The sequence below is a fragment of the Pseudonocardia sp. CA-142604 genome, assembly GCF_050948475.1.
Classification (GTDB): domain Bacteria; phylum Actinomycetota; class Actinomycetes; order Mycobacteriales; family Pseudonocardiaceae; genus Pseudonocardia; species Pseudonocardia alaniniphila.
The window spans coordinates 1,227,647-1,242,248 of the sequence record NZ_CP192045.1 but is presented as its reverse complement, the minus strand read 5'-3'; the positions used below and the strand labels follow the sequence as shown (position 1 = coordinate 1,242,248).

Here is a 14,602-nt window from a genome sequence, read left to right as displayed (position 1 = left end):
GGCCTACCTCGTTCGGCCCGCGCGAGCTGTACTCGAGTCATGCCTCTCGACTCTTATGTCTCCCTCGGCCGATCCGGTCTGCGGGTCAGCCCGTTCACGCTCGGCGCCATGACCTTCGGGGAGGACAACGGCTGGGGCTGCACGCCCGAGGAAGCCGACTCGATGATGAGCGAGTACCTCGGCCGCGGCGGCAACTTCATCGACACCGCGAACATCTACACCAACGGCCACTCCGAGAAGATCGTCGGCGACTTCTTCGCCGCCCGGCCCGGGCAGCGCGACCGGGTGGTGATCGGCACCAAGTTCCTCGGCAACCTCTGGCCCGGCGACCCCAACGGCGGCGGCGCCGGCCGCAAGGCCATCGTCCAGCAGGCCGAGGAGTCGTTGCGGCGCCTGCGGATGGACTACATCGACATCTACTGGCTGCACAACTGGGACCGCACCGCGCCGATCGAAGAGACCATGCGCGCCCTCGACGACCTGGTCACCGCCGGGAAGATCCGCTACATCGGGCTCTCGGACCTGCCGGCGTGGAAGGTCACCGAGGCTCAGATGATCGCCGACTTCCGCGGCTGGAACCCGGCGATCGCCCTGCAGGTCGAGTACTCGCTGCTCGCCCGCACCGTCGAGGGTGAGTACATCCCGATGGCGCAGCAGTTGGGCCTGGGCGTGATGCCGTGGAGCCCGCTGCGCAACGGCTTCCTCTCCGGGAAGTTCTCCCGCAGGAGCACCGGCGCCGTCGACGCCCTGCGCACCGTCTTGGTCGGCGAACCGATGGAAGCGGACTACGACGTCATCGACGTCCTGGAGACGGTCGCGGCCGAAGCCGGTGTCTCACCGGCCGCCGCGGCGCTGTCCTGGGTCCACAACCGACCCGGCGTCACGTCGACGCTGATCGGCGCGCGCCGGATGGACCAGCTGACGACCAACCTCGACGCCGTCGACGTACGCCTGACCGAATCCCAGACCGAGGCACTCGACAAGGTGTCGACGCCGAGGCTGAACTTCCCCGCCGGCTACGCCAAGCTCTCGCTCGATCTCGCCTTCGCCGGAACGACGGTGGACGGTGTTCCCTCCGAGATGAGTCATCTGCTCAAGCAGAGCGCGGTCCGCTACTGAGCCGGCCGGGCTGCCGTCCGGGGTGCCTCCGGGCGTGATGCCAGGATCCAGCGGTGATCACCTGGACATCCCCGGCCCCGTCGCCTGTCGCCGGGCCACTGACGGGCGAGGACCGGGCCATCCTGGAGGGCTGCCTGGCCGAACAGCGCGCGACCTTGCTCAACGTGTGCGCAGGCCTGACCGCTCCGCAGCTCGCCGCACGCCCCGTGCCGCCGTCGACCCTGTCGCTGCTGGGGCTGGTTCGCCACATGGCCAAGGTCGAACGGATCTGGCTCAGGCAGCGGGTGGCCGGCCAGGACATACCGTCGCTGCACGGCGGCCCGGGCGACGACACGGACTTCCACCAGGCCGACCCGGCACGCGCCGAACAGGAGGTGCAGGCCTTGCGCGAGGAGTGGCGGCTGGCGGACGAGGCGGTTGCGGGGGCCCCGTTCACCCACGAGATCGACCTCCGGGGCGACGCGATGTCCTTGCGGATGGTCTACGTGCACCTGATCAGCGAGTACTCGAGGCACAACGGTCATGCGGATCTGCTGCGCCAGGTGCTCGACGGTGCGACCGGCCGCTGAGTCCGGCACGGCCACGCCTCACAGTTCTGATCGGCTCCCCCGTGGGGAGGGAGCACATCCCTCCCGCGGGGGAGGTCTCACGCCGCGCACGGGCGGATCGTCCTATCCGTGACGTCGAACGCGGCACGTGCGGTGACGACGCCGGTACCGGCCAGGGCGTCGCGGCCGATCCACGCGCTGGCCTGGGTGATGGCCGCCTGGTGCCTCGGCTTCGCCGCGGTGAACATCGCCTTCCAGGTCACCGGGCGGTTCGCGAGTGGCCCGTACGCCGACATGGCCGCCGGGCTCGCGGTGATGGACTGGATCGTCGTGGCCCTGAAGCTGCTCGGCGCCGCCGTCGCCATCCGGTCGGTGGTCGCGCGGCCCCCGACCGCGGTGTGCACGGTGCTCGTCTGGGGAGCGTTCGCACTGCTCGGTCTCTACTCGGCGGGCAACGTCGTCGAGCTGGCCGGCATGGTGGTCTCCGATCCGGAACGGATCGAGGTTCGTTCGCTGGCCTACCTCATCTTCTTTCTGGCCGGGGCGGCCGGATACGGTGCACTCGCCGTGTCCTACTCGCGCCGCACGCACGCCAGGCGCAGCCACGCGGTGCTCGGTGTCCTCGGCGCGCCTCTCGCGCTCGCCGCGCTGCTGATCGCCGCACCCGCGGCACTGGCAGCAATGGGCCTGCTCCCGAGCCCGTGAACGGCAACGCCTGTGCGTGCCGCTCCACCGGATCGCCGTCGTGACCTGCAAAGATGCGTGCCCCATGCCTTCGGCGCCCCGGCGGCCACCTGGCGTTCTCTTCCCGGCCGAACACGAGGCCTCGAGCCGACACGCGCCCGATTCTTGAACTATTCCAGAAAATAGGCCAGACTCCGGGATGTGCCAACGACCTCGGACTTCGAGCGCATGTTGCGCGGGGCTGCTCTGCGTGTGACGCGTCCTCGGGTAGCGGTGCTCTCCGCGGTGCACGACCATCCGCACGCCGACACCGCCTCGATCATCGGAATCGTCCGTGACGATCTCGGTGAGGTGTCCCATCAAGCCGTCTACGACGTTCTGAGCGCGCTGACCACTGCGGGCCTGGTGCGGCGCATCCAGCCGCCGGGCTCCTTGGTGCGTTACGAGGCGCGGGTCGGGGACAACCACCACCACGTCGTGTGCCGGTCGTGCGGTGCCATCGCAGATGTCGATTGCGCCGTCGGCACCACACCCTGCTTGACCGCGTCCGATGACCACGGCTTCGCGATCGACGAGGCCGAGGTCGTCTACAGGGGCCTGTGCCCCGAGTGCTCCACCGCAGCCCCCACCCTGTGATCCCGGAAGGAAGTCCCTTGTCTGACGAGCACGTCACTGTCGAGAGCAAGATGAACAAGGAGGAGGCGGAGGGCTGCCCGGTCCACGCCGGACGCCTTGGGCACCCGACCGAAGGCGCAGGCAACACCGACTGGTGGCCGAACCAGCTCAACCTGAAGATCCTCCGCAAGCACTCCGACGTCGCCAACCCGATGGACGCGGACTTCGACTACGCCGCGGAGTTCCAGACCGTTGATCTGAACGAGCTGGCCAAGGACGTCGACGAGATGCTCACGACGTCGCAGGACTGGTGGCCTGCCGACTTCGGCCACTACGGCGGGTTCATGATCCGCATGGCGTGGCACAGCGCGGGTACGTACCGCGTCGACGACGGCCGCGGTGGTGCGGGCGCCGGTATGCAGCGCTTCGCCCCGCTGAACAGCTGGCCGGACAACGGCAACCTCGACAAGGCGCGCCGTCTGCTGTGGCCGGTCAAGAAGAAGTACGGCCGCAAGATCTCCTGGGCCGACCTGCTGATCTTCACGGGCAACCGTGCCCTGGAGACCATGGGCTTCACGACCTTCGGCTTCGCCGGTGGCCGCGCCGACGTCTGGGAGCCGGACGAGGACGTCTACTGGGGACCGGAGCGCACCTGGCTCGGCGACGAGCGCTACACCGGTGACCGGGAGCTCGAGAAGCCGCTCGGCGCCGTGCAGATGGGCCTCATCTACGTCAACCCGGAGGGCCCAAACGGCAACCCGGACCCGCTGGCCTCGGCCCGCGACATCCGCGAGACGTTCGGCCGGATGGCGATGAACGACGAGGAGACCGTCGCGCTGATCGCCGGCGGCCACACCTTCGGCAAGACCCACGGCGCAGCCGACCCGGACAAGTACGTGGGCGCCGAGCCCGAGGGTGCCCCCCTCGAGGAGCAGGGCCTGGGCTGGAAGCAGAGCTTCGGCACCGGCAAGGGCCGTGACGTGATCACCAGCGGTCTCGAGGTCACCTGGACGTCCACCCCGACGCGGTGGAGCAACGGCTTCTTCGACAACCTGTTCGGCTACGAGTGGGAGCTGACCAAGAGCCCCGCCGGGGCCTACCAGTGGCAGCCGAAGGACGGCGCAGGCGCCAACACCATCCCCGACCCGGAGGACGGCACGCTCAACCGTCCCCCGACGATGCTGACCTCGGACCTGGCGCTGCGGGTCGACCCGGTCTACGAGCAGATCTCGCGGCGTTTCCACGAGAACCCGGACCAGCTCGCTGACGCGTTCGCCCGGGCCTGGTACAAGCTGACGCACCGCGACATGGGCCCGATCCAGCGCTACCTCGGCCCGCTGGTCCCGCAGGAGGAGCTGCTCTGGCAGGACCCGGTCCCGGCCGTGGACCACGAGCTCGTCGACGCCTCGGACGTCGCCGCGCTCAAGCAGAAGATCCTCGACTCGGGCCTGTCGGTCTCGCAGCTCGTCTCCGCAGCATGGGCGTCGGCCTCGACGTTCCGCGGCAGCGATAAGCGCGGCGGGGCGAACGGTGGCCGCATCCGCCTCGAGCCCCAGCGCGAGTGGGAGGTCAACGACCCCGACCAGCTGGCTCAGGTACTGCGCGCTCTGGAGAGCATCCAGCAGGAGTTCAACTCCTCCGCGACCGGCGGCAAGAAGGTCTCCATCGCCGACCTCGTCGTGCTCGGTGGCGTCGCTGCGGTGGAGAAGGCCGCGAAGGACGCCGGCCACGACGTCCAGGTGCCGTTCACGCCGGGACGGACCGACGCGTCGCAGGAGAAGACCGATGTGGACTCCTTCTCCCACCTCGAGCCGACCGCCGACGGTTTCCGCAACTACCGCGGAAAGGGGCACCGCCTGCCGGGCGAGTACCTGCTCGTCGACCGGGCGAACCTGCTGAACCTGACCGCGCCCGAGATGACGGTGCTGGTGGGCGGCCTGCGGGTGCTCGGCGCGAACACCGGCCAGTCCACAGTGGGCGTCCTCACCGACAAGCCCGGCACGCTGACCAACGACTTCTTCACCAACCTGCTCGACATGGGCACGGAGTGGAAGTCGGTGGCGGGCGACGAGGACACCTTCGAGGCCCACGACCGCGCCACGGGCGCGGTCAAGTGGACCGGTAGCCGCGTCGACCTCGTCTTCGGCTCGAACTCCGAGCTGCGCGCGGTCGCCGAGGTCTACGCGAGCGACGACGCCAAGGAGAAGTTCGTGCGCGACTTCGTGGCCGCGTTCGACAAGGTCATGAACCTCGACCGCTACGACATCGCCTGATCTTCGGGTGATCTGCGAGGGGCCCTCAGGAGACTCTCCTGAGGGCCCTTCGCACGTTCACTAGTGATGAGTGTGTGGGTCGAAACCCTCGGGCGCACGGTCGAGGAACGAGGTGACGGAACTGATCAGGCCGTCCGCATCGATCACCATCACATCGGTCCCGGTGGCGAACGACTTCCCCTCGCCGGTGACGATCTCCCACTTCAGCCGGGCACGATCGTTGTGGGTCTGCGGATTCTCCCGAGCGTGGAACGTCGCTGGGCCGACGTGGTCGATGAACTGCGTACGGAAGCCCGTCAGCGCAGCCGGTCCGCTCAGAACGCCGACCGGCGCGGTGTACTGCACGTCGTCGATGAAGGTCATCGACGCGAGCCGCTGCTGGTCCTCCGCCGTATCGGCATTCCAGAACGCGACGTAACGCTCGACGGCCTGCTCGTTGCGAGTGCTGGATGCCACGGTCGTGTCGGTCATGTGATGTCTCCTCTGCCGAAGGTGCTCCTACGCGGCCGCAACCGCTCCATCGAGCGTGGAGCGACGATCGACGCCTGTCGATGACCTGCGAGATCATTGCCACGCAACGTCCCTGCGCGGCAGCCTGGCGGCATGACCGCCACCACCGAACCGGTCGGGACGTTGGTTCGCCGCTGGCGGGAACGTCGCCGTCGTTCACAGCTGGACCTGTCACTTGCGGCGAACGTCTCGGCCAGGCATCTGAGCTGCATCGAGACGGGACGCGCGAGCCCGAGCCGCGAGATGATCGCGCGACTCTGCGAGGAGCTCGACGTTCCGCTCCGAGATCGCAACGCGTTCTACCTGGCCGCAGGCTTCGCCCCGGTGTACGCCGAACGCGCCTTCGCCGACCTCGGCGAAGCACGTGCCGCGGTCGAGTACGTACTCGCCGGCCATGAACCCAACCCCGCACTCGCCGTGAACGTGCACTGGGAGCTGCTGGCCGCCAACCGCGCCGCGTCCGCATTCCTCGGTGATGTGGCGCCCGAGCTCACCACGCCGCCGATCAACGTCCTGAGGGCGACATTGCACCCTGGCGGGCTCTCCACACGGATCCGCAATCTCGCACAGTGGCGGGCCCACATTCTGCGTCGAGTCCGCCGGCAGCTGGAGCGGACGGCATCGCCCCGCCTCGCCGAGCTGTTGGCCGAGCTGGAGAGCTACCCCGTGCCGAACGGCGTTGCCGCCTCGGACGCAGGTAGGGGTCGGGCGGGTGACCTCGTGATGCCGATGCAGATCTCGTCCGAATACGGCGACCTCGCATTGCTGTACACGATGACGGTGTTCGGCTCACCGCGAGACGTGACCCTCGACGAGATCGCAATCGAGACCTTCTTCCCGGCCGACGCCGGCACCGCGGCCGCACTCCGGGCCATGGCCACGACGCGCGGATGACACGCGGAAACGGAGTTGGACATCCTCGGTTCGAGACGTCAGGTCTGGAGCTGCGTGCGAGAGCTGATGCCCAGCTTCCGGAACACCTTTTTCAGGTGCCACTCGACGGTACGAGCGCTGATGAAGAGCCGAGCAGCGATCTCGGGATTCGTCAGGCCCTGACGCACGAGGCGGGCGATCTGGGCTTCCTGGGCGGTGAGCTCGCTGCTGATCTCGAGATTCCGCTTGCGGACCTGCTCGCCCGTGGCCAGGAGTTCGCGTCCTGCGCGCGCGGCGAACGCCTCGGCACCCATCGTCGTGAACATCGCGTGGGCGGTGCGCAGCTGCTCGCGCGCATCCACCCGGCGATGCCCGCGGCGCAGCCATTCGCCGTAGAGGAGATGGGCGCGGGCGAGCTCGCTGCGGATGCGGGTGCGGCCCAGCCGCTCGATCGCCTCGCGGTAGTCGCTCTCGGCAGCCGCGCCGTCGAGCACCAGCGCCCGCGTGCGGGCCGCGAGACCCAGCGCCCAGTCTGCGCCGCACGCTCGGCTCAGGTCGCTGAGCCGTTGAAGAGCGGCGGTGGCGCGCTCGGCCTGCCCGCAGCGGACTGCTCCCTCGACGAGCTCGGCCAGCGTTCCCCGGATCAAGAACCCGTTCTCCCACGGACACGCCTCCGTGACCTTCGTGGCCAGTGCCAGCGCCTCCCCGGGCCGGCCCATGCTGTTGTGCAGCACGGCCGCTCCCCATGTCATGAAGCTCAGCCCGACTCCATCGCCCCGGCGAAGCACTCCCCCACGGGCCATGTTGATCAGGTCGTCCACCTCGGCCTCGCGGCCCTGCCATGCGGCGAGTACCGCGGCGCCGTGGGGAAAGAACGGGCTCCCCGTCGCGTCACTGACAGCCGCGAGCTCCGCGAGCAGCGACGCGGCTGCGGCCAGCTCGCCGGTGAGCACGTGCAAGAGGATGCGTGAGGTCAGCGCGATGGGAAGTTCGCTGAGCGCCCCGGCCTCCCGGGCGAGCTGAACGTGACGGGCAGCGAGCACGTCCCAGGTCTCATCGTCCCCCAACTCCCCAGCGGTCCATTGGGCGTGGACGAACCAGCGCAGCCCGTCCTCCTCGGCCGTGCCCGGGCGGCGGAAGGCGAGCAGCACCCGCTTCAGCTCCGAGACCCCGGCGGCGGGACCCTCGGTGTACCGCATCGCCAGGCCGTCGAGCAGAAGATCGGCCGGTCGAGGAGGCTGCGCAGCGGGAGGCGCCGACCGTGCCGCCTCGGCCACCTCACACAGACTGACGCCGGCCGATGGGCCGGCAAGCTTCGCGGCCCACAGCGCATCGAGGTAGGTGTCGCGTGCCAGCCGCACATCGAGCGGCTCGAGCTGTTTGGCGGCCTCGAGCAGCAGAAGGGGGACTTTGCTGTCGCGATTGGTCGTGAACGCGATCTGGGCACACAGCACGTCGGCGTGGGCGCGCTGCAGCCGGTCGAGCGGCCCCGCCATCGCGACGGACAGCAGCTCCAGGGCGACGTCAGCGGCCCCGGCCTGATGAGTGGCCTGCGCCGCGGCCAGCGCCCGGGCGGCCCGGCGGGCAGGCTCGATCGTCAGCTGGACGGCCCGTTCCAGGAAAGCGGCCGCAGCGGACAAGCCACCCCGTGCACGCGCCCTCCCGGCGGACCGCTCGAGATCCGCGGCGACGTCCTCGTCAGGCCCGGACGCCGCCTGGGCACGGTGCCAGGCACGGCGATCCGGGTCGGCGTCGGGATCGATCGCCTCGGCCAGCGCCCGGTGCGCGATGCGCCGCTCCTCGACGGAGGCCGTTCGGTAGATCGTCGAGCGCAGCAGCGGGTGCCGGAAGCGGGCTCGCGTGCCGATCTCGAAGAGTCCGGCCGCCGACGCCGGTCCCGCAGCCTCAGGATTGATGCCGAGCAGCTCGGTGGCCCGCCATACCAGCAACGGGTCGCCGAGCGGCTCCGCCGCCGCGACCAGCAACAGCATGCGGGTTTCGACCGGGAGCGGTGTCAGCTGTCTGTGGAAGCTCTCCTCGATCCGCCTCGGGAGCGGCGCAGCCGACCCGAACCCGCAGGTCAGCTCCGCGAGAGTCAACCCGCGTGGCAGCTCGAGCAGCGCCAGCGGGTTGCCTCGGGTTTCGGCGATGATCCGGTCTCGCACCCGCTCGTCCACGAGCCCTGGTAACGCGGAGCGCAGCAACTCCCGCGCCTCGACGTCGGGCAATCCCGCAACCACCAGCTCCGGCAGGGTGGACGACGGCTCCTCGTCCGGCGCTCCCCGTGACCCGAACACCAGCGCCACCGACTCGGCGACAAGCCGCCGTGCAACGAACGCAAACACCTGTGCAGAGGCGCGGTCGAGCCACTGCGCGTCGTCGACCACGCAGACCAGTGGCTGCTCCCTGGCGACCTCGGCAAGCAGCCCGAGCACTGCCAAACCGACGAGCAACCGGTCCGGCGCTCGCCCGGCCACCAGCCCGAACGTGATGCCGAGTGCCTCACGCTGCGGATCGGGCAACCGCCCGAGCCGATGCAGCATCGGTGCGCACAGCTGATGCAGCCCGGCGAAGGCCACCTCCATCTCCGACTGGACGCCGGCGGCGCGCTCCACCCGGCAGTCCACCGCCTGGGCGACCATGTAGTCCAGCAAAGCCGTCTTGCCCACGCCCGGCTCGCCACGGACCACCAACGCCCGGCTCTGACCTGCCCGAACGGCCATCAACAGCCGGTCGAGCACCTCACACTCGGCATGCCGGTTCCGCAGCATCGGACAGGACCTCGACTGTGCAGCTCGTCATCGCACCACCTCGACAGCGGCGGCCGCCGATCGGGCCGCCACAACCGAGCGTAAAGAGAATTCGCGCTGCAAGGCGCCGGTAATGCCAGGTGTATACCGACCTGCCGATTTGTCACCGACAATCGGTTGCTCGACAGCGATGAATCCACGGCCCGCCGGCGGTCAGTACTCCAGCGCACGTCCACTGACCCCCGGAGGAGTCCATGATCGACCTGACACCGGCCTGTCGCCGGATGATCGACCTGCTGGCAGGGGTCACCGACGACCAGCTCGGCCTTCCCAGCCCGTGCACCGAGTACACCGTCGGCGACCTCATCGAGCATGTCGACCAGGTGTCTCACGGCTTCAGCACGCTCGGGCATCACGGCACAGGCTCCGAGGCGGCGGCCACGCACTTCGGCCCCGGTTGGCGGGATGCCGTCGCACAGCACGTGCAGGAGCTCGGCAAGGCATGGGACGACCCGGTGGCCTGGCAGGGCAGCACCACCCTGTCGGGCCTGGAGCTGTCCAACGAGGTGTGGGGCAAGATCGCTCTCACCGAGCTGGTCGTGCACGGCTGGGACATCGCCAAGGCGACCGGCCGGCCCTTCGACCTGCCGGAACCCACGCTTCGAGCCTGCCTTGACCATGTGGCCGTATTCGTCCCGAAAGCGCCGGTCCCGGCCCTGTGGGATTCACCGGTGGACGTCGAGCCCGGCGCCACGCTGATCGAACGTATCGTGGCGATCACCGGCCGAACCCCGTAGTCCGCCACCGGCCATTCGCCCTAGGGTGCTCCCGCGCATCCTGGAACGCTGATCGCCACTGCGTGGTTGTAGCAGGTTCGGTACTACTGCCTGCACCACCTTCGCTTTCGATCCGCCGAATCCGATGGTGGGTAGTACGGAGATCTCCGACGAGGCCACCTCGTCGGGCTGTGCTGGACGTCGGCAAATGATAAGTAAGCTGCCACTGTGAGCCCCCTCTCTGACCCACAGGAAATTGACAAAAAGGGACGAACAACACGTCCGTTCCGATTCGGCGTCGGTGTACTGAAGCCCGGATCGCGGTCGGACTTCCAGGGCACGGCACGGCGGGCCGAGGAGCTCGGCTACGACATTCTGCAGATGCCCGACCACCTCGGAATGCCGGCGCCGTTCCCGGCCTTGGTGTCCGCTGCCGAGGTCACCTCGATCCGCCTGGGCACCTTCGTGCTCAACACCAGCTTCTACCGCCCCGCGTTGCTCGCACGAGACATCGCCGACACCGACCAGCTCACCGACGGGCGACTGGAACTCGGACTCGGCACCGGCTACCAGCAAGCCGAGTTCGAGGCGGCCGAGCTACCGTTCCCCAGCGGCGGAAAGCGCATCGACCACCTGGAACACACCATCCGGGAGCTTCGCCGCCTGTTCGCCTCGGACGACCACGTGCCCGCGGTCCGTCAGAAGCCGATTCCGCCACTACTGATCGCCGGCACCGGCGACCGCATGCTTCGCCTCGCGGCACGGGAAGCCGACATCGTCGGGTTTCCCCTCACCGCCGGTATCAAGCCGGGCACCGAGCCGGAGAAGGCCCTTGCCGAAAGGGTCGAGTTCCTCCGCGATGCCGCGGGTGAACGTGCCGACGACCTGGAGCTCAACCTGTTCATCGCCACTGTGACAGTGGCGCCTGACAAACCCGACCTCGCGCTGTTGCAGAAGGTTCTTCCCAGCTTCAGCGACGAGCAGATCCTGCAGCTGCCCAGCGTTCTCGTCGGCTCGGAACAGCAAATCGCGGAAAAGCTGCAGCACTATCGTGAGACCTACGGAATCAGCTATTTCGCGACCGTGGACGACAGCATGGAAGCGTTCGCCAAGGTGATCCCCCACGTGCGCTGACGACCGGCGGTGGGGCTGCCGCGTCTCACGGTGGCCCCCCGCCGCGACATCGATACGTGTCGGCGCCGGTGAGCTCCACCCGCTCAACGGCCCGGCGATGAACCCGGCCACGCGACGTCGTCGATCCCGAGCCACGGCGCGGCTGCCACGGCCGTGGGCGTGAGCCCGGCGAACTCCTTGACCTCGCGGTGGAGATGGGACTGGTCGACGTAGCCGCTCTCGGCGGCGACGTCGGCGGCGGCGTGACCCGCCGCAAGAAGGTGGGCGGCGCGGTCGAACCGCACCAGCCGGGCGGCGCGTTTGGGCGTGATGCCGAGCTGGGACCGGAATCGGGACCACAGGCGTTTGCGGCTCCAGCCGACCGCGTCCGCCAGGCCGTCGACCCGCACCCGGCCGCGGCTCGTGAGCGTCCGGTGCCATGTGTAGGCGACCTCTGGATCGACCGCTGCAGGGTTGCCCAGGCGTCGGGCGAGGATTTCCGTCGCGATCGTGAACCGCTCGTCCCACGAGGCGGCCGCGCACAGCCTCTCCTCGGCACGCCCGGCGTCGCGGCCCCAGACATCTTCCAGCGATACCACCATGCTGCTGAGCTCGGTGGTTGCGCCGAGCACCGTGGCCGCAACGGCCGGCTCCAGCCGGATCTGGAGACAGTCGACCCTCGCCCGGCCGCCTGCCCGAAGATCGCCCGGGAGGAGTCCGACGACGACGCTGCCGCGCTGCTGCCGGCCGTTGATGTCGTAGACGGGGCCTTCTCCCTGGCTCAGATCGATGAGAAGGGTGACGGACGGGTGCGCCACCATGGCGATGTTCCCGAACGCGGGGACCCGTTGGCGGAACCCTGCCATGCTGATCCCCGGCAGCCGAGCTGACGGGCGCGGAACTGCGACGTCCACGTCCGACCACGACCAGCCAGGTGGCGTCATGCTCGACAGCACATGGCCAGGTTAAGCGTCAGGGATCACGGGCAGGTGTCAGCGCTCGTTGCAGTGAAGCCCAGCAGCAGTGTGCTGGTGGTCTCGGGCTCTTCGAAGATGGGCACGTGCCCGACGCCGGGCAGCAGCTCGACCCGCGCGCCCGGCACCGCGTCGTACTGATGTGCCGAGGCCGGGTCCCAGCGCGGGTCGGCCATGCCGAAGAGCACCAGCACGGGGACGTCGAGGGCGGCGAGACGCGACGGCACGCTCCGCTCGGCGATGTACGCGCGGTTCCCCCGCAACACCGACCGCATCGCGCGGTACGTCGTGCCCCGCAGCTCGGCGACCACGTCGTCCGGGACATCCACCGGGCGGGCGCACGTCGCGTTGATTCCTCTGCGCGTCGTCGCGTCCGAACGCCTCGACCACAGCAGCGGACCGAGAGGCGGGGCCATCAGGGCCCGGAGGATGAGCGGTTGCGGGAGAATCGCATCGACACTCGGGCCGGTGCTGATCAGCGCGAGCGACGTCACCAGGTCGGGGCGCTGTTCGGCGAGAGCGGTGGCGACGTAGCCGCCGCTGGAATGCCCGACCACGGTGACGGGACGCAGACCGAGTCCGTCGAGGAGCGCCGCTACCCTGGCCGCCTGCGCCGGCACGTCATACGACGGCGGGGGCGGCGACTGGCCACAGCCCGGGAGGTCGACCCGGATGACGTGATGGTGGGCGGCGAGTGCCGGGACCACCGGTTTCCAGGAGCCGCTCGAGGCCCCCGATCCGTGGATGAGTAACAGCGGCGGCGCCTGCCGCGAGCCGTCGCGGACCACGTGCATCGCGTGCGAGTGCTCACCGTCGTGCTCAGCCATGCCGGAGAGGTTGCACGGGCTGCCGGCTATCGGTCTTGGACAAATGTCGTCGCGCGGGTTCCGCTCTGTTCAGTCCAGCAGCCGGAGTAAGCCGTGAGCGCGTTGATGGGCGTCGGGGAGTTGCTCGGGACACTCGGTGGCCGCGGCAAGAGCGGCGAGGACACGGTGGACCACGCAGGCCACGAAAGTCTCATGGCCGGCGGAGCTGATCGCGTGGTCCTTGAGCCGTTGGGCGATGGCCGGGTTGCCGTGAACGGGATGTGCGGGCGCCTGTAGCAGCGCGACGAGATCGATGACTCGGGTTCCTCTGCCGAAGCCTTCCAGGTCGATCACCGCCGAGAGTCCGTCTCGGCGGAACAACATGTTCCGGAGGGTGAGGTCGCCGTGCACGAAGTCGCCGGTGGGCAGCGCCGGCACCGGACGGGTGATCAACCCCAGAGCCTGACGCGCGAGGGGTAGCACGCTCGGGTGGAATGCGAACTCGGCGATGCCACCGTTGAGGAATGCGGTGATCATGGTCGACCAGTCGCGTACCGGCGCCGGATGCACCCGGGCGTGCAGGTCGACGGCGTCCAACACGTGCGGGAGGGTGTCGAGGTCGAGCGTTGTGCGAGGACGGCCGGCACGGAACTCGGTCAGTAGATAACTCCGGTCCCCGTCGAGGTGCCCGGTGGCCGGGATCGCAGGGGTGGGGTAACCCATGGCGCGCAGTCGCTCGACGACCTCGATCATCCGGGTCAGCTGGTCTGCCCACCACGCCCCACTCTTGATCTTGAGTACCGCCCGCGTCCCGGTCCGGCCGAGCAGATGCACCGGATCTCCGCCGCCGCCGGCCAGGTGCCCCAGCACGGTCCACTGTCCGCCGGTGTCGCGGCCCACGACGTCGAGATCGGCGGCGTCCACACGAGGTGACCGTTGGCCGTGGGCCGTCGGTGCGTGCACCTGAAGCAACCGGTAGCCCTGCTTGGCCGCGGCCCGCCGGGTCGGGTAGCCCGTGCCGTCGAGCCAGGTGTGCAACGAGTCGGCACCCATGGCCTGCTTGACCACCAGCCAGCCGGCACCCCCCGGGACCAGACGGGCCAGCCACTCCAGCAGGAACCGATGCAGCGCCTCCTTACCGACCTTGATAGGAGGGTTGCTGAACAGACCATCGAAACGCAGAGCGGCCGGCACTTGCTCCGGCGCCGCCGCGATCACGTTCGACACCCCGAGGGTGGCTGCGTTGAGGCGGGCCAACCCCAACGCCCGCTCGTTGATGTCGACCGCCCAGACCCCGGCCCGAGGTTGCCGGCGAGCCAACGTCACCGCGATCGGCCCATACCCTGCCCCCAGATCCACCACCGACGTGTGCGCCGCCGGGCGTGGTGCGTGCCGCAGCAGCACGAGGGTTCCCGGATCGACCCGCTGAGCACCGAAGACCCCGGTTGCGGTCGCCAACTCGGCCGTGATGTCCGGCAACCGAAGGTGCACCACACCTCGCCGCATCGGCGACGACGGCCGCCGTTCCCAGTACGCCCCACCCACGATGTGCTATTTCCCA

Annotated in this window: 13 protein-coding genes; 8 read left to right on the top strand and 5 right to left on the bottom strand. The window is 69.2% G+C overall.

Going from position 1 to position 14,602, the window contains the following annotated elements:
- Positions 1 to 39 precede the first annotated feature (39 nt).
- The 5 genes from ACQPZQ_RS05940 (at position 40) to katG (ending at position 5,239) form a co-directional block, all read left to right on the top strand.
- Positions 40 to 1,119, top strand: a complete 1,080-nt coding sequence (locus tag ACQPZQ_RS05940; protein WP_433292818.1) for an aldo/keto reductase — start codon at positions 40 to 42, stop codon at positions 1,117 to 1,119.
- Positions 1,120 to 1,172: 53 nt separating this feature from the next.
- Positions 1,173 to 1,688, top strand: a complete 516-nt coding sequence (locus ACQPZQ_RS05935) for a DinB family protein (RefSeq protein ID WP_433292816.1) — start codon at positions 1,173 to 1,175, stop codon at positions 1,686 to 1,688.
- Positions 1,689 to 1,796: 108 nt separating this feature from the next.
- Positions 1,797 to 2,372: a hypothetical protein gene (locus tag ACQPZQ_RS05930; protein WP_433292814.1), complete on the top strand. Its 576-nt coding sequence runs from the start codon at positions 1,797 to 1,799 to the stop codon at positions 2,370 to 2,372.
- Positions 2,373 to 2,552: 180 nt separating this feature from the next.
- A complete protein-coding gene (locus tag ACQPZQ_RS05925) occupies positions 2,553 to 2,987 on the top strand; it encodes a Fur family transcriptional regulator (RefSeq protein WP_433292812.1) in 435 nt (144 codons plus the stop codon).
- Positions 2,988 to 3,037: 50 nt separating this feature from the next.
- Positions 3,038 to 5,239 (top strand): catalase/peroxidase HPI, encoded by a 2,202-nt coding sequence (gene katG, locus ACQPZQ_RS05920; protein WP_433299043.1) that lies wholly within the window; start codon positions 3,038 to 3,040, stop codon positions 5,237 to 5,239.
- 60 nt (positions 5,240 to 5,299) lie between these two features.
- Here the strand turns inward: katG and ACQPZQ_RS05915 are convergent, their stop codons facing one another.
- Positions 5,300 to 5,710 carry a nuclear transport factor 2 family protein gene (locus ACQPZQ_RS05915; protein WP_433292810.1) on the bottom strand — a complete coding sequence of 137 codons (411 nt, stop codon included), beginning with the start codon at positions 5,708 to 5,710 and terminating at the stop codon, positions 5,300 to 5,302.
- Positions 5,711 to 5,842: 132 nt separating this feature from the next.
- Here ACQPZQ_RS05915 and ACQPZQ_RS05910 point away from each other — a divergent pair, with 132 nt between their 5' ends.
- A complete protein-coding gene (locus ACQPZQ_RS05910) occupies positions 5,843 to 6,643 on the top strand; it encodes a helix-turn-helix domain-containing protein (RefSeq protein ID WP_433292808.1) in 801 nt (266 codons plus the stop codon).
- A gap of 38 nt (positions 6,644 to 6,681) precedes the next feature.
- Here ACQPZQ_RS05910 and ACQPZQ_RS05905 read toward each other — a convergent pair whose 3' ends face one another.
- Positions 6,682 to 9,393 carry an ATP-binding protein gene (locus tag ACQPZQ_RS05905; RefSeq protein WP_433292806.1) on the bottom strand — a complete coding sequence of 904 codons (2,712 nt, stop codon included), beginning with the start codon at positions 9,391 to 9,393 and terminating at the stop codon, positions 6,682 to 6,684.
- A gap of 233 nt (positions 9,394 to 9,626) precedes the next feature.
- On the opposite strand from ACQPZQ_RS05905, the gene ACQPZQ_RS05900 reads away from it, so the two are divergent.
- Together ACQPZQ_RS05900 and ACQPZQ_RS05895 are read left to right on the top strand one after the other, a co-directional pair.
- Complete coding sequence (locus ACQPZQ_RS05900; RefSeq protein WP_433292804.1) at positions 9,627 to 10,169, top strand: TIGR03086 family metal-binding protein; 543 nt, start codon at positions 9,627 to 9,629, stop codon at positions 10,167 to 10,169.
- A 207-nt stretch (positions 10,170 to 10,376) separates the two neighbouring features.
- Positions 10,377 to 11,282, top strand: coding sequence for an LLM class F420-dependent oxidoreductase (locus ACQPZQ_RS05895; protein WP_433292802.1), 906 nt, complete (start codon positions 10,377 to 10,379; stop codon positions 11,280 to 11,282).
- An 83-nt stretch (positions 11,283 to 11,365) separates the two neighbouring features.
- On the opposite strand, the gene ACQPZQ_RS05890 is transcribed toward ACQPZQ_RS05895, so the two are convergent.
- From ACQPZQ_RS05890 to ACQPZQ_RS05880, 3 genes are all read right to left on the bottom strand, one after another.
- On the bottom strand, positions 11,366 to 12,127 hold the full coding sequence (locus ACQPZQ_RS05890) for a helix-turn-helix domain-containing protein (RefSeq protein WP_433292800.1): 762 nt from the start codon (positions 12,125 to 12,127) through the stop codon (positions 11,366 to 11,368).
- Positions 12,128 to 12,240: 113 nt separating this feature from the next.
- Positions 12,241 to 13,062 (bottom strand): alpha/beta fold hydrolase, encoded by an 822-nt coding sequence (locus ACQPZQ_RS05885; RefSeq protein WP_433292798.1) that lies wholly within the window; start codon positions 13,060 to 13,062, stop codon positions 12,241 to 12,243.
- Between the two features lie 69 nt (positions 13,063 to 13,131).
- Complete coding sequence (locus ACQPZQ_RS05880) at positions 13,132 to 14,532, bottom strand: methyltransferase (RefSeq protein ID WP_433292796.1); 1,401 nt, start codon at positions 14,530 to 14,532, stop codon at positions 13,132 to 13,134.
- Positions 14,533 to 14,602: the final 70 nt, after the last annotated feature.

Bases quoted from the DNA above. Each gene is read 5' to 3' on its own strand.
- ACQPZQ_RS05940 (WP_433292818.1), top strand. From the start codon at position 40: ATGCCTCTCGACTCTTATGTCTCCCTCGGCCGATCCGGTCTGCGGGTC.
- katG (WP_433299043.1), top strand. From the start codon at position 3,038: ATGAACAAGGAGGAGGCGGAGGGCTGCCCGGTCCACGCCGGACGCCTT.
- ACQPZQ_RS05915 (WP_433292810.1), bottom strand. From the start codon at position 5,710: ATGACCGACACGACCGTGGCATCCAGCACTCGCAACGAGCAGGCCGTC.
- ACQPZQ_RS05910 (WP_433292808.1), top strand. From the start codon at position 5,843: ATGACCGCCACCACCGAACCGGTCGGGACGTTGGTTCGCCGCTGGCGG.
- ACQPZQ_RS05905 (WP_433292806.1), bottom strand. From the start codon at position 9,393: ATGCTGCGGAACCGGCATGCCGAGTGTGAGGTGCTCGACCGGCTGTTG.
- ACQPZQ_RS05900 (WP_433292804.1), top strand. From the start codon at position 9,627: ATGATCGACCTGACACCGGCCTGTCGCCGGATGATCGACCTGCTGGCA.
- ACQPZQ_RS05890 (WP_433292800.1), bottom strand. From the start codon at position 12,127: ATGGCAGGGTTCCGCCAACGGGTCCCCGCGTTCGGGAACATCGCCATG.
- ACQPZQ_RS05885 (WP_433292798.1), bottom strand. From the start codon at position 13,062: ATGGCTGAGCACGACGGTGAGCACTCGCACGCGATGCACGTGGTCCGC.